This window comes from Kluyvera sp. CHPC 1.251, from assembly GCF_036759945.1.
Taxonomy (GTDB): Bacteria; Pseudomonadota; Gammaproteobacteria; order Enterobacterales; family Enterobacteriaceae; genus Kluyvera; species Kluyvera sichuanensis.
In genome coordinates this window covers 297626-318538 of sequence record NZ_JAPKIC010000003.1, presented here as the reverse complement: position 1 = coordinate 318538, position 20913 = coordinate 297626, and the positions used below count along the sequence as shown (strand labels likewise).

General features: G+C 55.2%; 19 protein-coding genes. 9 read left to right on the top strand and 10 right to left on the bottom strand.

Annotated features, from left to right (window positions below; genetic code table 11):
• Entirely contained in the window at window positions 1-1140 is a 1140-nt protein-coding gene (gene arnB, locus V6940_RS08265; RefSeq protein WP_333495528.1) for a UDP-4-amino-4-deoxy-L-arabinose aminotransferase, read from the bottom strand.
• 383 nt (window positions 1141-1523) lie between these two features.
• Complete coding sequence (locus V6940_RS08260; RefSeq protein ID WP_333495622.1) at window positions 1524-2033, bottom strand: phenolic acid decarboxylase; 510 nt, start codon at window positions 2031-2033, stop codon at window positions 1524-1526.
• Between the two features lie 96 nt (window positions 2034-2129).
• On the opposite strand from V6940_RS08260, the gene V6940_RS08255 reads away from it, so the two are divergent.
• Window positions 2130-2993, top strand: coding sequence for a LysR family transcriptional regulator (locus V6940_RS08255; RefSeq protein WP_333495527.1), 864 nt, complete (start codon window positions 2130-2132; stop codon window positions 2991-2993).
• 4 nt (window positions 2994-2997) lie between these two features.
• Here the strand turns inward: V6940_RS08255 and V6940_RS08250 are convergent, their stop codons facing one another.
• Window positions 2998-4188: an NAD(P)/FAD-dependent oxidoreductase gene (locus tag V6940_RS08250; protein ID WP_333495526.1), complete on the bottom strand. Its 1191-nt coding sequence runs from the start codon at window positions 4186-4188 to the stop codon at window positions 2998-3000.
• Window positions 4189-4418: 230 nt separating this feature from the next.
• Here V6940_RS08250 and pitA point away from each other — a divergent pair, with 230 nt between their 5' ends.
• Window positions 4419-5906, top strand: coding sequence for an inorganic phosphate transporter PitA (gene pitA / locus V6940_RS08245; RefSeq protein ID WP_333495525.1), 1488 nt, complete (start codon window positions 4419-4421; stop codon window positions 5904-5906).
• Window positions 5907-5962: 56 nt separating this feature from the next.
• Here the strand turns inward: pitA and uspB are convergent, their stop codons facing one another.
• Entirely contained in the window at window positions 5963-6298 is a 336-nt protein-coding gene (gene uspB, locus V6940_RS08240; protein WP_185667385.1) for a universal stress protein UspB, read from the bottom strand.
• Between the two features lie 382 nt (window positions 6299-6680).
• Between uspB and uspA the strand changes: the two genes are divergently transcribed.
• On the top strand, window positions 6681-7118 hold the full coding sequence (gene uspA / locus V6940_RS08235; protein WP_035894835.1) for a universal stress protein UspA: 438 nt from the start codon (window positions 6681-6683) through the stop codon (window positions 7116-7118).
• Window positions 7119-7162: 44 nt separating this feature from the next.
• Here uspA and V6940_RS08230 read toward each other — a convergent pair whose 3' ends face one another.
• Window positions 7163-7672, bottom strand: coding sequence for an RrF2 family transcriptional regulator (locus V6940_RS08230; RefSeq protein ID WP_333495524.1), 510 nt, complete (start codon window positions 7670-7672; stop codon window positions 7163-7165).
• 233 nt (window positions 7673-7905) lie between these two features.
• Between V6940_RS08230 and V6940_RS08225 the strand changes: the two genes are divergently transcribed.
• Window positions 7906-9105, top strand: a complete 1200-nt coding sequence (locus V6940_RS08225) for an NAD(P)/FAD-dependent oxidoreductase (RefSeq protein ID WP_333495523.1) — start codon at window positions 7906-7908, stop codon at window positions 9103-9105.
• A 155-nt stretch (window positions 9106-9260) separates the two neighbouring features.
• Here V6940_RS08225 and rsmJ read toward each other — a convergent pair whose 3' ends face one another.
• From rsmJ to V6940_RS08210, 3 genes are all read right to left on the bottom strand, one after another.
• Window positions 9261-10013: a 16S rRNA (guanine(1516)-N(2))-methyltransferase RsmJ gene (gene rsmJ, locus V6940_RS08220; RefSeq protein WP_333495522.1), complete on the bottom strand. Its 753-nt coding sequence runs from the start codon at window positions 10011-10013 to the stop codon at window positions 9261-9263.
• Window positions 10014-10021: 8 nt separating this feature from the next.
• Window positions 10022-12064: an oligopeptidase A gene (prlC, locus tag V6940_RS08215; protein ID WP_333495521.1), complete on the bottom strand. Its 2043-nt coding sequence runs from the start codon at window positions 12062-12064 to the stop codon at window positions 10022-10024.
• Window positions 12065-12149: 85 nt separating this feature from the next.
• The gene (locus V6940_RS08210) at window positions 12150-12764 is read right to left on the bottom strand and encodes a LysE family translocator (RefSeq protein WP_333495520.1); all 615 of its coding nucleotides are present in this window, start codon (window positions 12762-12764) and stop codon (window positions 12150-12152) included.
• 115 nt (window positions 12765-12879) lie between these two features.
• Between V6940_RS08210 and V6940_RS08205 the strand changes: the two genes are divergently transcribed.
• Window positions 12880-13773, top strand: a complete 894-nt coding sequence (locus tag V6940_RS08205; RefSeq protein ID WP_333495519.1) for a LysR substrate-binding domain-containing protein — start codon at window positions 12880-12882, stop codon at window positions 13771-13773.
• On the opposite strand, the gene V6940_RS08200 is transcribed toward V6940_RS08205, so the two are convergent.
• A complete protein-coding gene (locus V6940_RS08200) occupies window positions 13774-15045 on the bottom strand; it encodes an acid phosphatase (protein ID WP_333495518.1) in 1272 nt (423 codons plus the stop codon).
• Window positions 15046-15238: 193 nt separating this feature from the next.
• On the opposite strand from V6940_RS08200, the gene V6940_RS08195 reads away from it, so the two are divergent.
• The gene (locus V6940_RS08195; protein ID WP_333495517.1) at window positions 15239-16081 is read left to right on the top strand and encodes a 23S rRNA (adenine(2030)-N(6))-methyltransferase RlmJ; all 843 of its coding nucleotides are present in this window, start codon (window positions 15239-15241) and stop codon (window positions 16079-16081) included.
• A gap of 104 nt (window positions 16082-16185) precedes the next feature.
• Window positions 16186-17538: a glutathione-disulfide reductase gene (gorA, locus tag V6940_RS08190; protein WP_333495516.1), complete on the top strand. Its 1353-nt coding sequence runs from the start codon at window positions 16186-16188 to the stop codon at window positions 17536-17538.
• A gap of 126 nt (window positions 17539-17664) precedes the next feature.
• Here the strand turns inward: gorA and V6940_RS08185 are convergent, their stop codons facing one another.
• Window positions 17665-18405 carry a MipA/OmpV family protein gene (locus tag V6940_RS08185; protein WP_333495515.1) on the bottom strand — a complete coding sequence of 247 codons (741 nt, stop codon included), beginning with the start codon at window positions 18403-18405 and terminating at the stop codon, window positions 17665-17667.
• A gap of 118 nt (window positions 18406-18523) precedes the next feature.
• Here V6940_RS08185 and V6940_RS08180 point away from each other — a divergent pair, with 118 nt between their 5' ends.
• A complete protein-coding gene (locus V6940_RS08180; RefSeq protein WP_333495514.1) occupies window positions 18524-19468 on the top strand; it encodes a LysR family transcriptional regulator in 945 nt (314 codons plus the stop codon).
• 170 nt (window positions 19469-19638) lie between these two features.
• Complete coding sequence (locus V6940_RS08175) at window positions 19639-20727, top strand: YncE family protein (RefSeq protein ID WP_333495513.1); 1089 nt, start codon at window positions 19639-19641, stop codon at window positions 20725-20727.
• Window positions 20728-20913 lie beyond the last annotated feature (186 nt).

The following is a 20913-nucleotide window of genomic DNA, read 5'->3' as shown; positions in this document are numbered from 1 at the left end:
TCAACGGCCTGCTAACTGGTGGAGCGCCGTAATGACACGGGTGGTGTCGTCATCGGTCATATCCGGGAAAAGAGGTAATGAACAGATACGTGCGCTGTTCCATTCGGTATTCGGCAGGGAGAGTTCCGGGAAGCGCTCGCGGTAATATTTCTGCGTATGCGCCGCGCGGAAGTGCAGCCCGGTTCCAATACCTTGCGACTTGAGCTGCTCCATCAGCGCATCACGGCTGATACCGCAGCGCGCTTCGTCCACGCGAATAATAAACAGATGCCAGGCGTGCAGGTGCGGCCAGCTCGGTACGGACAGCGGCTGGAATGGCGTGTCGGCCAGTTCCTGCACGTAGCGCTGCGCAATATCGTTGCGACGCTGGTTGGCCTGACCCAGCTTACCCAGCTGAACCAGCGCCAGGACGGCGTTGATGTCGGCCAGGTTGTACTTAAAGCCCGGACTAATTACTTCCGCCTGCGGAGCGCGACCATGGGTCTGGCGGTCATAGGCATCAACGCCGAGACCGTGGAATTTGAGGCTGCGAATGCGGTTTGCCAGCTGTTCGTCGTCAGTGACAATCAGCCCGCCCTCAGCGCTGGTCATGTTTTTAATGGCGTGGAAGGAGAAAATCGCCGTTCCCTGCCAGCCAACATGATGGCCTTTGTAGTAGGTACCCGCCGCATGCGCCGCGTCTTCAATCATCGGAATACCGTGACGTTCAGCGACCGCGCGAATACCGTCGATATCCGCAGGCGCGCCGGCATAGTGCACGGGAATGATGGCTTTAGTGCGCGGAGTAATCGCCGCTTCGACCGCCTCAGGGGTAATCATCAGATTGTCACGATCGACATCGATCATTACCGGCGTAGCGCCCAGCAGCACGATCATATTGAGGGTGGAAACCCAGGTTTGCGAAGGGGTGATAACTTCATCGCCAGGACCAATACCGAGGGCCATCAGCGTGACGTGCATACCACCGGTCGCGGAGCTCACGGCAATCGAGAAACGGTTGCCCGTCAGGGCGCAAAACGCCTCTTCCAGCGCCTGGTTTTTTGGCCCGGTGGTGATCCAACCAGATTGCAGCACCTCTTTCAGCGCTGCGAACTCCGCCTCGCCCATAGAGGGACGTGAAAACGGCAGAAAATCACTCATGAATGTTCCTTACCCTATAACGCAAATGAGTACGCCTGATTCGTGAATAAAACGGTGCTATCGCGATGTTGTTAAAATCAGGAATAGATAGATGTGATAGTTAAACCTACAACATTGAATTGCGGTAAAAGTATCAGTGTTATCTTAGGATAAGATTAAGAAAGAAATGCGCATTCGCACAATAAATGATTAATAAACAAAATCAATACTTTATAAAGGTCATTGTTCTCGCTGAATTTTTGTAAAAAAAAGCCCAGCTTGCATTGCAACTGGGCTCTGGTTCACATAATTCAACGTTTTCTAAACAAAGACTTTATTTATGATCCGTTTTAATATCCGTTGCATATTAGTGTAATAAATAACGCGTAAAGCGCTGGTAAACCCTAGCGTAAATTAGCAGGGAAATCTGTTGGCAATTCGCTCGCCGCGCAGTTAATGACGCTGTCATTATCGGCCCCGCAGTCGCGAACGAAGGTAATGGTCGCGAATTCATCAATCACTTCCGTTGGGTAAGCCGGGCCTGCGTCACGGTAGGCGTTCATCAGCGGAATGTGCTCATTCTGGAAGCAGACGGTTTTTTCCGGGTTGTTCATCACCCAACGTGGGAAGAAGATGGTGCCGTGGAACAGTTTGTCGCCCAGATTCGCAATCAGGCTGACGTCAGTACCGGTCGGCTCGGTCCAGGAAATTTTGTAGATGCTTTCGCCAACGCGAACAATGTAGGCCTGCTGATCTTTCACCCAACGATTCGCCACGATGCCACTGTGAATACGGTAATCAAGGGTGCGGTCGTTTTTAACGTAAATCTCGTAGTTCCAGCCATTATCGTAGGTATATACCAGATGTTTGCCAACGAAACCGCTCAGATCGTGTTTATCAAAGTTGCTCATAATGAAATCTCCTTGTGTCGATGCAGAGATCTTATTGCTTTAAAAAGTAAATGAATAACGCTATGTTTTAATGAAATTCATCTAATTTTTAAATCAATTATGCATAAAACGACGCTGGAACAATGGGCGCTGCTGGAGAAGGTGGTGGAGCTGGGCAGCTTTGCAAAAGCGGCTGAAGAGACGCACCGCAGCCAGTCGTCGGTGAGCTACAACCTGGCACTATTGCAGGAACGTCTTGGCGTGGCGCTGCTTATCCCGGAAGGCCGCCGTGCGGTGTTAACCCCGGCCGGTGAGCTGCTGCTCGCACAGGTCAAACCGCTGCTCAAGGCCTTCGCCTGGGTAGAGACCCGCGCCGCCACGCTGCGTGAAGGCATGCGCACCCGGCTGGATTTAGTGGTCGACAGTATTTTCCCGCGCGAGCGGCTATTCGCCATTTTGCGCCAGTTTCAGCAGCGCTATCCGCAAACGCAGGTGCGCTTAACCGAAGTGCTGGAAAACGCCAGCGGTAACGATGTCATTCAGGCTGAGGCGGACGTGATGGTGCTGACCCGCCGTCAGGACATCACCGGGCGCGGCGAATGGCTGATGAACATCGACTTTGTCGCCGTCGCCCATCGCGATCATCCTCTCTTCAACCAGGAAGGCCCGCTCAACGACGAGCAGCTGCGCCCCTGGCCACTGATCCGCATTGCCGATAACGACAGCGACAGCCAGGCCGGGCGCGACGCGTGGACCTTTTCAACCATTGATGCCGCGATTGACGCGGTGATGTATCAGGTAGGGTACGGCTGGCTGCCGGAGGAGAGAATTCAGAACGAGCTGGCGCAGGGGATGTTAAAAACGCTGCCGCTCAGCCACGGCGTAAGGCGCGCCACGCCGCTGCATCTGATCGTCAAACGGGATTTGGCCCCGCTCGACGAACAGGTGGAGATGCTGCTGCGGCTCTTTAGCCAGCAGAATTGATCGTTTATTCCGCCAGCGCCTGCGCGCATGCCCAGGCGCTGGACCACGCCCACTGGAAGTTATAGCCCCCCAGCCAGCCGGTCACATCCATCACTTCGCCGATAAAATAGAGCCCCGGCGCTTTCTTCGCTTCCATGGTGCGTGAAGAGAGTTCATTGGTATCAACGCCGCCCAGCGTCACTTCCGCCGTACGATAGCCTTCGGTGCCGTTTGGCTGTACGCGCCAGTCGGTCAGGGTATCGACCAGCGTTTGCTGCTCGCGAACGTTCAGCTGCTTCAGGGTGACGTCAGGAATTTGTCCAAGCTGTTGCAGGCATTCAACCAGCCGTTTTGGCAGCTGCATCGCCAGCGTGTTTTTCAGGCTCTGGTTCGGGTGCTCGGCACGCTGGACGTCGAGGAAGTCCGCCAGGTCGATATCCGGCAGCAAATTAATGCTCACGAACTCGCCCGCCTGCCAATAACTGGAGATTTGCAGCACTGCGGGGCCAGATAGGCCACGGTGGGTGAAAAGCAGACTTTCACGGAACACCGTGCCGTCCTGCGCGGTGATGACCGACGGCACCGACACGCCAGACAATACCTGTAGCTGTTCGAGCATCGGTTTATGCAAAGTAAACGGCACCAGGCCCGCGCGGGTTGGCAGCACCTTCAGACCAAACTGCTCGGCAACCTTATAGCCGAAAGGCGTCGCTCCAAGGCCCGGCATCGACAGGCCGCCGCTGGCAATCACCAGCTTATCCGCCGACACTTCATCGCCGTTGAGCTGAAGGGTGTAGCCTTCGTCGTCGCGGGTCACGCTCAGGATTTCGCTACGCAGGCGCGTGGTCACGTTGCCCTTTTCACACTCAGCGACCAGCATCGCCACGATCTGATCGGCGGAGTCATCGCAGAAAAGCTGCCCGAGCGTCTTTTCATGCCAGGCAATACCGTGCTTGCCGACCATGTCGATAAAGTCCCATTGGGTATAGCGCGCCAGCGCAGATTTGCAAAAATGCGGGTTTTGGCTCAGATATGCCGCGGGTTCGACATAAAGGTTAGTAAAATTGCAGCGACCGCCGCCGGACATGAGGATTTTACGCCCCGGTTTTTTACCGTTATCCAGCAGCAAAACGCGGCGCCCTGCCTGCCCCGCCATGGCGGCACAAAACATTCCTGCCGCTCCGGCACCTACTACAATGGCATCAAACCTTTCCACGCACTATCCTCAACTTAGGTATTGTCGGGAATTGTAAATTTTTCACCGAAGTCGTACCAGTGAAATATAGACAAACCCGACTTATCCGATTGATACAAAATAAATAATTCTTTTCGACCTTTAAAATTACATGGATAAATATCAAAAAAAATAGAGATTTCACTTTGCCCGCGCCGCCAATGTCCCTGATAATGCCGCGCGTTCATGTCCTCAAAATGGCGTAACGTCCTATGTTACATTTGTTTGCTGGTCTGGATTTACATACCGGGCTGTTGTTAGTACTGGCACTGTTGTTTGTTCTTTTCTACGAAGCGATTAACGGCTTCCACGATACGGCTAACGCAGTGGCTACCGTAATTTATACTCGCGCTATGCGTTCACAGCTTGCTGTGGCGATGGCCGCGATCTTTAACTTCTTCGGCGTTCTGTTGGGCGGCCTGAGTGTAGCTTATGCCATTGTGCATATGCTGCCGACGGATCTGTTGCTCAATATGGGCTCCGCTCACGGCCTCGCCATGGTCTTTTCCATGCTGCTGGCGGCTATTATCTGGAACCTCGGCACCTGGTATTTTGGTCTGCCTGCGTCCAGCTCCCACACGCTTATCGGTGCCATTATCGGTATTGGTTTAACCAATGCGATGATGACCGGAACGTCCGTGGTTGATGCACTCAACATCCCGAAAGTGATTAACATTTTCGCCTCGTTGATCGTGTCGCCAATTGTGGGTCTGGTGTTTGCTGGCGGTCTGATTTTCCTGCTGCGTCGTTTCTGGAGCGGCACCAAAAAACGCGCTCGCATCCACCTGACTCCTGCTGAACGTGAAAAGAAAGACGGTAAGAAAAAGCCGCCGTTCTGGACCCGTATTGCTCTGATCCTCTCCGCAATTGGCGTGGCATTCTCCCACGGCGCGAACGATGGTCAGAAAGGCATTGGCCTGGTGATGCTGGTACTGATTGGCGTTGCTCCGGCAGGCTTCGTGGTTAACATGAACGCTTCCGGCTACGAAATCACCCGTACCCGCGATGCGGTCAACAACGTTGAAACCTTCTTCCAGCAGCGTCCTGAACTGCTGCTGAAAGTACAGAACAGCGCTGACCCGTTAACCCCTGCAGCACTGGAAGCCACTGAGTTCCATTGCCACCCGGCTAACACCATGAACGCACTTGAGCGTACTAAGGCGATGCTGTCGGGAATCGAGAGCTACGATAAACTCTCGGTAGAGCAGCGTGGCCAGCTCCGTCGCATCATGCTCTGCATCTCTGATACCACCGATAAAGTGGCCAAGATGCCGGAAGTGAATGCCGACGATCAGCGTCTGTTGAAGAAACTGAAAACCGACATGCTGAGCACCATTGAGTACGCACCAGTCTGGATTATTATGGCGGTCGCACTGGCGCTGGGCATTGGTACCATGATCGGCTGGCGTCGCGTTGCCACCACTATCGGTGAAAAAATCGGTAAGAAAGGCATGACCTACGCTCAGGGTATGTCCGCACAGATGACCTCTGCGGTGTCCATCGGTCTGGCAAGCTATACCGGGATGCCGGTCTCCACGACTCACGTACTCTCCTCTTCCGTGGCGGGTACCATGCTGGTCGATGGCGGCGGGTTACAGCGTAAAACCGTGACCAACATTCTGATGGCCTGGGTCTTCACCCTGCCGGCCTCTATCATTCTGTCCGGCGTGCTGTACTGGATCTCGCTGAAGCTTATCTAAGTCAGCGGCGATAAAAACATAAAAACGGGTCAGGAAACTGGCCCGTTTTTTTTTACTTAGTGCCAAATCATCAACGCAATTAAGCTGATGACCACCAATCCACAGAGCGAACTGGTCAAAATAAACTGACGGCGAACGCGTTCGCAGCGACGAATAAACTCATCGTCGTGATGGTCGAGGTAACGCTGCCCGTAAATGTACCAGACCAGGCGCATCTGCTTGCCCGGCTGGCCGTGGGAAGTGAAAAAACCACCGCCATCGACATACTGATAGAGCAAGGGATCGCAACCTCGTAGTACCACCAATAGCGCACGTAGTGACGAGAAGTAACGTGCCATATTCACCACACAAACGACACACAGGGCCCAAAACAGCGCAATCGTGCTGATCATAACTCCTCCCCGGCGACCAGCCCTCAGAGATATTCCCCAGGGCATACCGCTCCCCAATTTCCCACCAACACCTCAGTAAAAGAGTGCGATTCCGATCACGTTTATTTATTCGATCGGCTCATTAAATAGTGTAGAAGATCAGTTAAATTTTTTACCACAAGGTTAATCGTTATCAATACGTAAGATTGAAAAATTTGTTTAACTAATTGGCGAACCGGATGCATTGACGGCGCCCCAAGGCCACTATAAGGTAGAAATATCTTCTACAATTAGGTCTTTAAGGGCAAACCCCGCGCGGATAGCACGCAGGACGCGGGCAAGGGACAGCGCATGGGCTGTCTGGTCCAACAGTCATCGACAACTTTATGGAAGGAGTAACACTATGGCTTACAAACACATTCTTATCGCCGTCGACCTTTCACCAGAGAGCAAAGTTCTGGTGGAGAAAGCGGTATCAATGGCTCGCCCTTACAATGCGAAAGTCTCTCTGATTCACGTTGACGTGAACTATTCCGATCTCTACACCGGGCTGATTGATGTCAATCTGGGCGATATGCAGAAACGTATCTCTGAAGAGACCCATCACGCGCTGAGCGAACTCTCTACCGGTGCGGGCTACCCAATCACCGAAACCCTGAGCGGTAGCGGCGACCTGGGTCAGGTGCTGGTTGATGCTATCAAGAAATACGATATGGACCTGGTTGTTTGCGGTCATCACCAGGATTTCTGGAGCAAACTGATGTCTTCTGCTCGTCAGCTGATCAACACCGTTCACGTTGATATGCTGATTGTTCCACTGCGTGACGACGAAGAAGAATAAGTCTCTCATCGAGCATCGTGAAACGCCTGCCCATGCAGGCGTTTTTATTTCTCGCCTTTCCGCCCGGCAATCCACTCCTGCACCTCTATCACGAACGTATCCGGTGCTTTGCGGTACATCTTACGCGCCAGGTCGAGAATCGTGTGTTGGCCTAACGCCTCTTCCATCCGCTGCTGCGCCATATCCATCACCGAACGTACGCCGCAGATACCTTCGCAGGCCCATTCCGGTGGCTGCTCATCAAACACCGCCAGACGCTGGCGAATTTCCCGGCACTCAAAAATACGCTTATCGCCATCGATCGCATTGACCACGTCCAGCACCGTAATGTCTTCAGCCGGTTTCGCCAGCTGAAAACCGCCGCCCTTCCCTTCAATGCTGCGCACCAGGCCGGCCTTCGACAGGCGAGTAAAGATTTTGGCCAGATAGTCGTAGGGCACGCTTTGCAGCTCGGCAATTTCGCGCACGCTCATATCGCGGGCGTCACCTTTGCCGTCCACCATGCACATCAGACTATGTATGCCGTACTCAACCCCAGAACTGTAGAATGCCATGCGCTCTTATCTCAGCCAAAATTAATCTGAGTTATTGTAGCTTTTTCATCTGATGCATTCCAGATAGCAAGCATAAATACTGAACACATAAAAATTTAATCAATTAAATATCAAATAGATAATTTAAAAATGTCGCTTCTGGTGCGTTTGCTAAAGCGAATCACGTTGCAATCTTTAACTACGACTAATAAAATCCGAGTCAATTAATCGTAGTCACCAGTGAGACAAACCTAATGCGTAAACAAATTCTGATCGTCGGTGCCGGTTTTGCCGGTATGTGGGCAGCGCTGAGCGCCGCACGTCTGGCAGACAAACACCAGCAGGCCGTTGATATTACGGTGATTGCGCCACAGCCAGAGCTGCGCGTTCGTCCGCGTTTTTATGAAAGCCACGTTCAGACGCTGGTTTCCCCACTGATGCCGCTGTTCGACGTCACCGGCGTTAAGTTCCTTCGCGGCACCGTTGAGCAGATCCTTCCCGCCTCGAAGGAAGTGAGCTGGAAAGATGAGAACGGTGAAGTCCGTCTGCGCCGCTACGACCGCCTGGTACTTGCCAGCGGTAGCCACGTCAACCGCGATATCGTTGCCGGTGCCGCCGAGCACGCGTTCGACCTCGACCAGCTGGAAAGCGCGACGGTGCTGGAACAGCATCTGAAAGATCTGGCTGACCAGCCGGAGAGCGAAGCGCGTAACACCGTGGTGGTGTGCGGCGGCGGGTTCACCGGGATTGAGATGGCGCTGGAGCTTCCTGGCCGTCTGCGTGAAATTCTGGGTGAAGATGCTAAGACCAGAGTTGTCGTAGTTGAGCGCGGTGCGCAGCCGGGCGGTCGCTGGAGCCAGGAATTACGCGATGTGATTATCGAAGCCTCTGCCGAATTGGGCGTGGAGTGGCTGGTGAATGCGGAAGTGGAAAGCGTGGATGCGTCCGGCGTCACGCTGAAAGATGGGCAGGTTATCGCCTCCCAGACCGTTATCTGGACCGTCGGCGTTCAGGCTAATGGCCTGACCGCGCAGATTGATGCGCCGCGCGATCGCCAGGGTCGTCTGCACGTGAACGGTAATCTGCAGGTGCTGGGCCATGACGATATCTACGCGACTGGCGATGTGGCTTACGCCGCCACCGATGATAAAGGCAACCATGCGCTGATGACCTGCCAGCACGCCATTCTGCTGGGCAAATTTGCGGGTAACAATGCGGCGGCAAGCGTGCTGGACGTGGCACCACTGCCGTATCGCCAGGAGATGTATGTCACCTGTCTGGATCTGGGTGCATGGGGTGCGGTGTACAGTGAAGGCTGGGATCAGCAGGTGAAGCTGAAGCGTGAAGAGGCGAAGAAGCTGAAAGTGTCGATTGTCAGCGAGCTGATTTACCCACCGAAAGCGGATCGTGCTGTGGCGTTTGAGATTGCGGATCCGCTGGCGCCGTTTGTTTAAGATTGTGTAAGCCCCTCACCCCGGCCCTCTCCCCAAAGGGGCGAGGGGGAAAGACAGAGCCCTCTTCCCCTTAAGGCGAGGGGAAAGACAGAGAGTGCAAACCGCACGATCGGTCCCCTCTCCCCCCAGGGGAGAGGGTTAGGGTGAGGGGGAAATTATTCCGCCGTCCCCGCATAAATATCAAACCGATGCCCTTTGGTGACCACCGCATTCGGCGTCGCCACGTCCGCCAACGGCGGTGCGTAATCCGGGCGTTTCACTACTACGCGTTTGGTTGCCAACTGACGTGCCGGTTCCAGCAGGCCATCCGCATCCAAATCCGGCCCCACCAGCGACTGAAACACGCGCATCTCTTTCTTCACCAGCGCGCTTTTCTGCTTATGCGGGAACATCGGGTCAAGATACACCACCTGCGGACGCGGGCTGATATCGGTTAACGCTGTCAGGCTGGACGCATGAATTAGCTGTAGCCGTTCCTGCAACCACGGGCCGATCTCCGAGTCCGCGTAGCCGCGCGCCAGGCCATCATCAAGCAGCGCCGCCACCACCGGGTTACGCTCCAGCATCCGAACGCGGCAGCCAACGGAGGCCAGCACAAAAGCATCGCGCCCCAGCCCCGCCGTCGCATCCACCACGTCCGGCAGATAACCGCCTTTCACGCCTACGGCTTTCGCCACCGCTTCACCGCGGCCACCGCCGAACTTGCGTCGGTGCGCCATCGCCCCGCCGACAAAATCGACGAAGATGCCGCCAAGTTTGGGCTCATCGCGTTTACGCAGTTCCAGATGCTCCGGGGTCATGACCAGCGCCATCAGGTTGTCGTCATCCTGTTCCAGCCCCCAACGGGCAGCAAGAACAGATAAGGCGCCGTCTCCGGCGCCCGTTTCATCAAGTAAGCAGATTTTCACGACAACAATCAGCCTTTAATCCCGTAATGCTCAAGCATCGCATCCAGCTGAGGTTCACGGCCACGGAAGCGTTTGAACAGCGCCATTGGCTCTTCAGAACCACCGCGGGTCAGGATGTTATCGAGGAACGACTGCCCGGTCTGACGGTTGAAGATCCCCTCTTCCTCAAAGCGAGAGAAGGCATCTGCCGCCAGCACGTCGGCCCACAGGTAGCTGTAGTAGCCCGCCGCGTAGCCACCCGCAAAGATGTGGCTGAAAGCGTGCGGGAAGCGGCCCCAGGTTGGGCCCGGTACCACGGCGACCTGTTGCTTGATTTCGGCCAGCGTCTCGAGCACTTTCGCGCCCTGCTGCGGGTTGTACTGGGCGTGCAGGCGGAAGTCGAACAGACCGAACTCCAGCTGACGCAGAATAAACAGCGCGGCCTGGTAGTTTTTCGCCGCCAGCATTTTGTCCAGCAGTTCCTTCGGCAGCGGTTCGCCGGTTTCATAGTGACCGGAGATAAACGCCAGCGCTTCCGGCTCCCAGCACCAGTTTTCCATAAACTGGCTTGGCAGCTCGACGGCATCCCAAGGCACCCCGCTGATACCGGAAACACCGGCGGTTTCGATGCGGGTCAGCATGTGGTGCAGGCCATGACCGAACTCGTGGAACAGGGTGATCACTTCATCATGGGTAAACAGCGCCGGTTTGCCGTTCACCGGGCGGTTAAAGTTACAGGTCAGGTAAGCAACCGGTTTTTGCAGCGTGCCGTCAGCTTTACGCATCTGGCCGACGCAGTCATCCATCCACGCCCCGCCGCGTTTGTGTTCGCGGGCATACAGGTCAAGGTAGAAGCTGCCGCGCAGTTCGTTGCTTTCGTCATACAGCTCGAAGAAGCGCACTTCCGGGTTCCAGACGTCAACGTCGGTACGTTCTTTAGCGGTGATACCGTAAATGCGCTTAACCACTTCGAACAGGCCGTTAACGGCTTTGTTTTCCGGGAAGTATGGGCGCAGCTGCTCATCGCTGATGCTGTAGAGATGCTGTTTCTGTTTTTCGCTGTAGTAGGCGATATCCCACGGTTGCAGTTCGTCGACGCCAAATTCAGCTTTAGCGAAGGCGCGCAGCTGGGCCAGCTCTTTTTCACCCTGCGGACGGGCGCGTTTGGCCAGATCCGTCAGGAAGTCGAGTACCTGCTGTGGGTTTTCCGCCATTTTGGTGGCGAGCGATTTAAAGGCGTAGCTTTCAAAGCCCAACAGCTGAGCCAGCTCGTGACGCAGCGCCAGAATCTCTTCCATCACCGGGGTGTTATCCCACTTACCGGCGTTCGGCCCCTGGTCGGAGGCGCGAGTGGAGTAGGCGCGGTACAGCTCTTCACGCAGCGCCTGATTGTCGCAGTAGGTCATTACCGGCAGGTAGCTCGGGATATCCAGCGTCAGCAGGTAACCTTCCTGCTCTTTGGCTTCAGCCTGAGCTTTCGCCGCGGCCAGCGCGCTTTCCGGCATGCCGGAGAGTTCGGCTTCATCGGTCACCAGCTTGCTCCAGCCCATGGTGGCATCGAGCACGTTGTTGCTGTACTGGTTGCCAAGCTCGGACAGACGGGTCGCAATTTCGCCGTAGCGCTGCTGTTTCTCTTTCGGCAGGCCGATGCCGGACAATTCAAAATCACGCAGCGCGTTATCGACCGCTTTTTTCTGCGCGGTATTCAGCGTGGCGTAGTTATCGCCGTCGCGCAGGTCGCGGTAGGCGTTGTACAGCCCTTCATTTTGACCGACCCAGGTGCTGTATTCCGACAGCAGCGGCAGCGTTTGCTCATAGGCTTCACGCAGTTCCGGGCTGTTCTGGACCGAGTTCAGATGGCTCACCGGCGAGAAGATGCGCCCCAGCACGTCGTCCACTTCCGCCAGCGGCTGGCAGAGGTTTTCCCAGCTATACGGCCCGCCCTGCGCGACTACCCGTTCCACATTCTCACGACAGTCGTTCAGTGCTTTGGTCACGGCAGGGACAACATGTTCGGGATGAATCTGGGAAAACGGCGGTAGGTCGAAGGGGGTCAGTAATGGATTGGTCATATGCGCAGTCCTGGTCTAAGAAAGAAATGAAGCGCTCAGCGGCGCTTTAGCGATAGATCTAGAATGGGGGATAGTTGGGGGAATTTCAATGATAGTGGGTACTCATTTCACCGACGTTGTAAACAATGCCGAACAGCGCAACCGCCAGTAAAAACAGCGTTGAGAGGCGTTCGAGGCGGAGAGCATACCTTCCCGACAACAAGCGCTGAACCGTCAGGATATAGAGCGACAGAACGGTAATATCAAACACCACCCACACTAGCGAGAGCGTCAGCATGCTCAGCGTGAAGTCCTGCGTGACGGCAATAAACTGCGGGAAGAAGGCGACAAAAAAGAGAATGTCTTTCGGGTTTGAAATACCCATCAGAAAGCCCTTCAGCAGGCCGCCGCGCGCAGGGGTAATCTGCGCCTCCTGCGCCTTGTGCATCAAGTTGCTGATAGCGCTCCAGCCGATATAGAGCGAACCCGCTCCCCCCAGCAGCGATAGCATGACCGGCGACAATGCCACCACGCCGAGCAGCATCAAGGTTGCCAGCACAATCAGCACCAGAGACGCGGCGTTGGTGCCTATCACCGTGATAAACGCCCGGCGACTGCCTTCACGTGCGGCGGTTCCCGTGACCAGCGCTACCACCGGGCCGGGCGTAGCCAGCAGCAAGAGTACCGCCAGCATATAGGCGGCAAGTAACGTTAGATTCATGGTTTTTCCCTTCGATGAATAAGCCTGTACCCGCCATTATTCGGCGGGGGCTACGCGTTGAAAAACGGAAAAAACTACGCTTCAATGTGAGTAAAACTCACAATAGATGATCGCCATGTCGCTACCGCCGCTGTACGCCCTGCGCGCTTTTGAAGCCGCTGCTCGCTTAGGTTCATTCAGCAAAGCCGCTGAATTACTCAACGTGACGCCCGGCGCGGTAAGCCGCCATATCCGTACGCTGGAGCAGTGGTTTGACTGCGCCCTTTTTCAGCGACACGGGCCGCGAGTCACCGTGACCGCCGCCGGGCAGACGCTGGCAACACAGCTCAGCGAAGGTTTTCAAAGTCTGGAGCGGGCCTGCGAAGCCTTTGGCCGTCACCGCCGCGAGCTTCGCTTAAAGGCGCCCTCCACGCTGACCATGCGCTGGCTGCTAGCCGCGCTTTCACCGCTGGCTTCACCGCAAATCGCGCTCTCCAGCGTGTGGATGGATACCGATACGGTTGATTTCAGCCGCGAACCCTACGACTGCGCGATTCTATTAGGCGACGGTCAATTCGGCCCCGGAACGCAAAGTCAGTTGCTGTTTGAAGAGTGGCTGGTGCCTATCTGCGCCCCCCAACTCACCACGCAGGCCAGGGAACATCTCGAGCACTGCGAGCTGATTCACCCCTCCCCGGATCGCCGCGACTGGCGACGCTGGCTAAAACGAACCGGGCAATTCCCGACGCTGAATACCGCGCGCGGTAAGGTGTTCGATACCCTTGAGCACGGCTATCTGGCGGCGATTGGCGGGCATGGCGTCGCCATGGGTGATTTACTGTTGAGTCAGGAAGCGCTCGCCAGCGGGCTACTGACGTTACCCTTTAACGATGCTGTGGCCACGGGGGATAGCTACTGGCTGGTGTGGCCGCAGGGTTCGGCGCAATCGCCGGAGATTGAAAAGCTACATGAACATTTAAAAAAGGCGATACCGCACCCGGTACCGCCTTCCCTCAATATGCTGCGCTAATTAGTGCGGTTTTTTCGCCATTTCATAGGCGGCAGGCAGATTCAGACGCTGCCAGAACTGCTGGTCAGCGGTGGTGCCTGACAGCGGATAACCCGCCGGCAGCGCGCTTTTCACCATCAACGCACGACGCTGTGCGGCAGAGAGATTCGGCAGCGCCGCTTCCAGCAGCACTTCAGCGCCCTGCGGCACCGTGATGCTCTGTTTTTCACCCTTCTGCTGCGGCAGGTCATAGGTCATGGTGAAGCGATAGAAGTCACGCATCGCCGGGGCGCGGTACGGGTCATCTTTCCCCGCCGTTTTCGCGCATTCGGCAAGCGTCGTGCCGCACTCTTTCTCCAGCGCGGCACGTAACTGGTCGCGAGCTTCATTAAACAGCGCACGGTACTTCGCGTCGTTCAGGTAGTGGGCGACGTTACGCTGCGCCACCATACGGGAGCCCATCACGTCCAGCGGGTAGTGCACGCCGAGCACGATACGCGAGTAGCCATAGCGCGCACCGCGAGTGACCAGCGCATCAAAACGCTCCGGAATCATCTCCGCCATCAGCAGCGCGTCGGTGTAGCCGGTATTGGTATGGCCGCTTGGGAATGAGCCGCCGTCAGCGGTATACGGATGGTTATCTTTAATCACCACGTCGTCCGGCACCAGGTGGATAGTGTTGCCCTGAATCAGGAACGGACGCGGGTTGTTGAAGTGTTTTTTCGCCGCGCTGGTGCTCACTTCAGAGGCTTTAATCAGCGCCGCCGCTTTGCCAAGTTCACCTTTGTTGTAGGCCGCGATAAACGCTTTGCCCAGCCGTGGGCCCATCGCGTCGCTCAGGAAGTAGAGGTGGTTGATGCCTTCCGCATCCGCCAGCGCCTGGTGGCGGGCCGTTTGGGTCGCATCACGGTTAATCTCGGTCACCGTCGCCAGGTTCTGCTTCACCACCGTCTCCGGCAGAGCGCTGAACGCCGAGAGCAGTTCGATACCGGCCTGCTGGTTGGCTTTGGTCTGGAAGTCATAGCCGCTGGCCTTCAGCCAGGCTTTATCGGCCTGCGTTTTGTTCTGTTTCGCTTTTTCCAGCTGGTCGCGGGTGAGCGCCGACGCGTCCCCTTTCAGCGCCGCACGCAGCGCCGTCAGTGATTGCCCTTCCAGCGCGTCAAACGCTGGGCTAACCGCCGTTGGAGTTACGGTGGTGGCGATAGCTGCCGCCTGATTCACGGACACGTCTTTTGCCAGTACCGGCATTGCCAGCGCCATCGCGGCGGCCAGCAGTGTGATTTGCAGTTTCATTATTTTCCTTTTATTCAAACAATTACCTTGCCTGCCGTTGACGCTAAACCCGTCACTTGACGCTTTTATGACACATTCATGTTTTGCAACATTATTGCCACAAATGGAAACGACACCGCGCTACAGCGGTAATCTGCCCGGATCTGCGGTAAACTGTCAGCTATCTTGTTTAATTCCCGGAATATCCGCACCCATGCTCAGTTATCGCCACAGCTTTCACGCAGGCAACCACGCCGACGTTTTAAAACACACCGTTCAGAGTCTGATCATTGAATCGCTGAAAGAGAAAGAAAAACCGTTTCTCTATCTGGACACCCACGCCGGGGCAGGCCGCTATCAGCTGAGTGGCGAGCACGCCGAAAAAACCGGGGAATACCTGGAAGGGATTGCCCGCATCTGGCAACAGGACGACCTGCCGGAAGAGCTGGTGCCGTATATCTCCGTGGTCAAACACTTCAACCGCACCGACCAGCTGCGCTACTACCCAGGCTCCCCGCTGATTGCCCGCCAGCTGCTGCGCGAGCAGGACAGCCTGCAGATGACCGAGCTGCACCCAAGCGACTTCCCGCTGCTGCGCTCTGAATTCCAGAAAGATAACCGCGCCCGCGTTGACCGTGCCGACGGCTACCAGCAGCTGAAAGCCAAGCTGCCGCCGGTTTCTCGCCGCGGCCTGATCCTTATCGACCCGCCGTACGAGATTAAAACCGACTATCAGGCGGTCGTGAGCGGGATCAACGATGGCTACAAGCGTTTTGCCACCGGCACCTATGCCCTGTGGTACCCGGTCGTGCTGCGCCAGCAAATCAAGCGTATGATCCGCGACCTCGAAGAGACCGGCATTCGCAAAATCCTGCAAATTGAGCTGGCGGTACGCCCGGACAGCGATCAGCGCGGTATGACCGCCTCAGGCATGATTGTGATTAACCCGCCGTGGAAGCTGGAAGCGCAGATGAACAACGTACTGCCGTGGCTGCACAGCAAGCTGGTTCCGGCAGGTACCGGACACACGCTGGTAAACTGGATCGTGCCGGAGTAATCGCAGGCATCGGTGGAACCTATCAGCTTCAGGTATACAATCGCGAGTATTTTGGCGGGTAGCATGATGCTCACCCGCTCAACATTGAACATTCAGGAGCGGCCATGACCAAACATTACGACTACATCGCCATTGGCGGCGGCAGCGGCGGTATCGCCTCCATTAACCGCGCAGCCATGTATGGCCAGAAGTGCGCGTTAATCGAAGCCAAAGATCTCGGCGGTACCTGCGTTAACGTCGGCTGCGTACCGAAAAAAGTGATGTGGCATGCCGCGCAGATCCGCGAAGCGATTCACATGTATGGCCCAGACTACGGTTTCGACACCACCATCAACAACTTCGATTGGGACAAGCTGGTTGCCAGCCGCACCGCCTACATCGACCGTATTCATACCTCTTACGACAACGTGCTGGGTAAGAACAAGGTTGACGTGATCAAAGGCTTTGCACGCTTTGTTGACGCTAAAACCATCGAAGTGAACGGTGAGACGATCACCGCCGATCATATCCTGATCGCCACCGGCGGCCGTCCGAGCCACCCGAACATTCCGGGCGTGGAATACGGCATCGACTCCGATGGTTTCTTCGAACTGCCAGCGCTGCCGAAGCGCGTTGCCGTGGTGGGCGCAGGCTATATCGCCGTGGAACTGGCGGGCGTGATCAACGGCCTGGGTGCTGAAACCCATCTGTTCGTGCGTAAACACGCGCCGCTGCGTAGCTTCGACCCGTTAATCGTCGAGACACTGGTTGAGGTGATGAACGCCGAAGGCCCGCAGCTGCACACTAACGCCATTCCAAAAGCCGTGGTTAAAAATGCCGATGGCAGTCTGACCCTGGAGCTGGAAGATGGCCGCAGCCAGACCGTTGATTGCCTGATTTGGGCGATCGGTCGCGAACCGGCGAACGATAACTTCAACCTGGCCGCTACGGGCGTGAAAACCAACGATAAAGGCTATATCGTCGTTGATAAGTTCCAGAACACCAGCGTTCCTGGCATTTATGCCGTGGGCGATAACACCGGTGCGGTAGAGCTGACCCCGGTGGCAGTGGCCGCAGGCCGTCGCCTCTCCGAGCGTCTGTTTAACAACAAGCCGGATGAGCATCTGGACTACAGCAACATCCCGACCGTGGTCTTCAGCCACCCGCCAATCGGCACCGTAGGCTTAACCGAGCCGCAGGCGCGCGAGCAGTATGGCGACGACGCTGTGAAGGTCTATAAATCCTCCTTCACCGCCATGTACACCGCCGTAACCTCGCACCGCCAGCCGTGCCGCATGAAGCTCGTGTGCGTTGGCCCGGAAGAGAAGATCGTTGGTATTCACGGTATTGGCTTCGGCATGGATGAAATCCTGCAGGGCTTCGCCGTGGCGCTGAAGATGGGCGCTACCAAGAAAGACTTCGACAACACCGTAGCGATTCACCCTACGGCGGCGGAAGAGTTCGTCACCATGCGCTAAGGCAGATTGCCCGAACGACAAAAAGCCAGACGGATGTCTGGCTTTTTTTATGGACGTTTCCCGTGGTTCGGCACGAAACAATGTAGCCCGGCCAAGCGAAGCGCCGCCGGGACTGCACCGCCGTCTCTAAAACCGCCAACTCACCCCCGTCAACACGGTAAAACTCCCATCACGATCAACCATCGGGCTATTTTTAATCTCATCCGGCAGCACGCTATAGCTCGCATTTGCCGTCAGCATCAGGTTGTTGGTCAGCGGGTACTTCATCGTCAACCCAACGTACGGCATCCAGCTGCTGCCTGGTGACCATTGCGCTAACCCGCTGCGGCGGGATTCCGCCCCCGACACGCCGTAGTAATAACGGTTGAAGCTGTCGTCATAGTAATAAACCCCCAGCGAAGGGATAATCGCCAGCCTGCCCATTGGCAGCACGTGGAAATAAGAGAGCTCACCGACCCAGCCGTTACTGTTATCCAGAATATCTGCCGCCGCCGAAACTTTCAGACTGCCCCACTTTTCATGGTGGTACCACGCCGCACCGGCCATTGCGGTGCTATTGCGCTTATCCAGCTGCTTCATCGCGCTATCGTCGTTATCCGATGGGTCGAAGGTTAGCGGCAGCCAGGAAGCCGTCAGGCTGACTTCATCGCGCTTATTTTTAAATAGCGCATAGCCTAACGTGGTTTGACGAATATAAAACGAATCACCTTCATAATTAACGATAGGCACCGCGTGAGTATTTTCATTATATCCGCGGTAAATAGACTCATTAAATACTGCACCCGCCCCAACCGATAGCGCCGCTGATGATGCACCTGAAATAAAAGATAGCGATAAAAGTAGCGCAGCATTACGCTTAATTGACATTCCCGTTGTTCCAACCTAATATAATATCCTGATGTCAAATATGATAATGTTCGTATTAATATTGATGCAATCTCAATATTTATATAGATCTATATCAATTTATATATAGAGTCGGGCAATGAAGAAACTTCAGATTAAGCCTCAGGAATTAAAAATAATATCGGTGGTGGCCGCCAGCGAAAATATCAGCCACGCCGCCACCGTGCTGGGCATGGCGCAGGCCAATGTCAGTCGTTACCTCTCTGATGTTGAAGCAAAAGTTGGGCTTAAAATCTTTGAGCGCTCTTCGCGTAAGCTCACGCTAACCCGCTTTGGTGAGTCGTTGCTTCCCTACGTTAACGATCTGCTAGAAAAAGAAAACCAGCTTAATAATTTCGTGGCTGACTATAAGCATGAGAAAAATGGCCGCGTCACAATTTACTCGCCAACAATGATTAACGCCTATCTGGCACGTAACGTGGTAAATACCATAAAAGACATCGGCAATATCAGCTTATATTTGAAAACGTTTAATCTGGAACGAAAATCATTTTATGAAGGTTCCGAATTCCCCGATGATTGCGACATTTTAATTTCCTGCGTTCAGCCAAAAAATGAATCTCTGGTGGCGAGCTTTATCGCGAAATATGCGGTCAGCGCCTACGCCAGCACCCAGTATCTGATGGAACACCCAATCACCTCGCCGGATGACCTCGACAAGCACTCCTGCATTCTGATGGATTCGATGCTGATTAATGACGCCAATATCTGGCGTTTTAGCCTCGCTGGAAGCCAGGAGATCCGTGATTTTCGCGTCACCGGCAACTATATCTGCGATAACACGCAGTCAGCGCTGGAACTGGCGCGCAACGGGCTTGGGATTGTATTTGCTCCGAAAAGTAGCGTACAGGCCGATATTCAATCCGGGGTGCTCGCCCCCTGCTTCGCCGAACAGTACGAATGGTGGCTCGATCTGGTGGCTATTTACCGCAAACGTGAGTATCAGCCGTGGCGAGTGCAGTTTATTCTGGATGAGGTTCTGGAGGAGCTTCGTCGCCAGGTGGCGCAGCCACGACAGGGATAAACCGCTCGTTTTAACGCGGTTCAAAAACCCTCCTCACCCACGCCGCCGAAAAATGGCGGTCGTCGAAACGCCTTATTTGTGATAAACAATAACAATTCTCATTCTTATTAAAAAATCCCGCCGTCGCTCCACCCCGGTCGGGAACCGTTTATCCAATGATGGAGTTTCGAATGGTATCGTTATTCAGCCCGCGAAAAACGGCGCTCTGCGCCGCGCTTATCGCCGCTTTTACCCTCCCTGCATTGCCTGTCCTCGCCGAAAATGCACAGCCTGCCGAAGGCGCCGTTGCGCTTAAAACAGCCGCTTCCGTCACTCAACATGAGCTGGGGGATGGTCTGTACGAAATGGCGCTGTTCTCCGGTGAGAAATCGCTGTTTGTTGCCAGCGCGCAGAGCTTTAAAGACGTCAACGGCGGCGTGATTTATCGCCTCGACCCCACTACCCTTGCCGTCACGGGTACCACCCATACCGACTTGAAAAACTTTGGCACGGCGGTCGATGACGACGGCAAAACGTTTTACGTCACTAACTCGCTGGACGGTGCCGTGTCGAAAGTTGATGCCAAAAGCGGCAAGGTACTGCAGCGCCTGACGCTGGATGGAAAAGGCAAAGACGGCAACCCGGCAGGCGCACGTGAAGTGCTGTTCCATAACGGCATGCTGTTTATCGGTCGCGTGGCCGATCCGGGCTTTATCTCGGTGGTAGATGCCAAAACCATGATCCAGAAGGCGCGTATTGATAACGCGGGGAAATGGGTTACCGGCATCATCTACTCACCGGTGACAAAACGTATTTACGCCACCAACGGCGCTGGCGAAGTGCTGGTGATCAACCCGAAAAGCTATAACATTGAGCAGCGCTGGACGCCGGGCGACGGCAAAGAGTACCTGCTGCTGAATATGGCGGAAGACCCAAAAACCGGTCGTCTGTTCGTCACTGATGATTCGAAAGCCAAAACCACCCTGGTCTTTGATGAGCACACCGGTAAAGTCATTAAACGCATTGAGGGCGATGCGCTGGGCATCAAGTTTGACGCTAAGCGCAATGAGATTTTCATTAGCCAGCGTGAGTCGAAGAAGGTACTGCGCCTGGATGCCACCAGCTATGCCGTGAAGCAGAGCTGGGACTTTACCACTCACCCAAACAGCCTGCTGCTTTCCGATGATGGCAACACGCTGTACGTGACCTTGAAGCAGGACTTTAATAAAGACTACTCGACGAAGGGGCCGGATAGCGTAGCGCGTATTGCGCTGAACTAGCCTGGCAGACTGGCCCATCCGGTACGGTGCAACATCGTGCCGGATGGCGCTTCGCTCACCCGGCCTACATTATTTACGCTTTAGAAACATGCGTTTATTATTCGCTTTCTTTTATACCGTTTTTTAACCCCACCATCACCGCCAGGATAATAATCAGCTAAAATAATCATCATTGATTATTTTTAT

Coding starts and splice junctions, on each gene's coding strand:
- V6940_RS08255 (WP_333495527.1), top strand. CDS start 2,130: ATGCATAAAACGACGCTGGAACAATGGGCGCTGCTGGAGAAGGTGGTG.
- V6940_RS08175 (WP_333495513.1), top strand. CDS start 19,639: ATGGTATCGTTATTCAGCCCGCGAAAAACGGCGCTCTGCGCCGCGCTT.
- V6940_RS08185 (WP_333495515.1), bottom strand. CDS start 18,405: ATGTCAATTAAGCGTAATGCTGCGCTACTTTTATCGCTATCTTTTATT.
- V6940_RS08195 (WP_333495517.1), top strand. CDS start 15,239: ATGCTCAGTTATCGCCACAGCTTTCACGCAGGCAACCACGCCGACGTT.
- V6940_RS08205 (WP_333495519.1), top strand. CDS start 12,880: ATGTCGCTACCGCCGCTGTACGCCCTGCGCGCTTTTGAAGCCGCTGCT.
- pitA (WP_333495525.1), top strand. CDS start 4,419: ATGTTACATTTGTTTGCTGGTCTGGATTTACATACCGGGCTGTTGTTA.
- arnB (WP_333495528.1), bottom strand. CDS start 1,140: ATGAGTGATTTTCTGCCGTTTTCACGTCCCTCTATGGGCGAGGCGGAG.
- V6940_RS08230 (WP_333495524.1), bottom strand. CDS start 7,672: ATGGCATTCTACAGTTCTGGGGTTGAGTACGGCATACATAGTCTGATG.
- prlC (WP_333495521.1), bottom strand. CDS start 12,064: ATGACCAATCCATTACTGACCCCCTTCGACCTACCGCCGTTTTCCCAG.
- V6940_RS08210 (WP_333495520.1), bottom strand. CDS start 12,764: ATGAATCTAACGTTACTTGCCGCCTATATGCTGGCGGTACTCTTGCTG.
- uspA (WP_035894835.1), top strand. CDS start 6,681: ATGGCTTACAAACACATTCTTATCGCCGTCGACCTTTCACCAGAGAGC.
- uspB (WP_185667385.1), bottom strand. CDS start 6,298: ATGATCAGCACGATTGCGCTGTTTTGGGCCCTGTGTGTCGTTTGTGTG.
- V6940_RS08200 (WP_333495518.1), bottom strand. CDS start 15,045: ATGAAACTGCAAATCACACTGCTGGCCGCCGCGATGGCGCTGGCAATG.
- V6940_RS08225 (WP_333495523.1), top strand. CDS start 7,906: ATGCGTAAACAAATTCTGATCGTCGGTGCCGGTTTTGCCGGTATGTGG.
- V6940_RS08180 (WP_333495514.1), top strand. CDS start 18,524: ATGAAGAAACTTCAGATTAAGCCTCAGGAATTAAAAATAATATCGGTG.
- gorA (WP_333495516.1), top strand. CDS start 16,186: ATGACCAAACATTACGACTACATCGCCATTGGCGGCGGCAGCGGCGGT.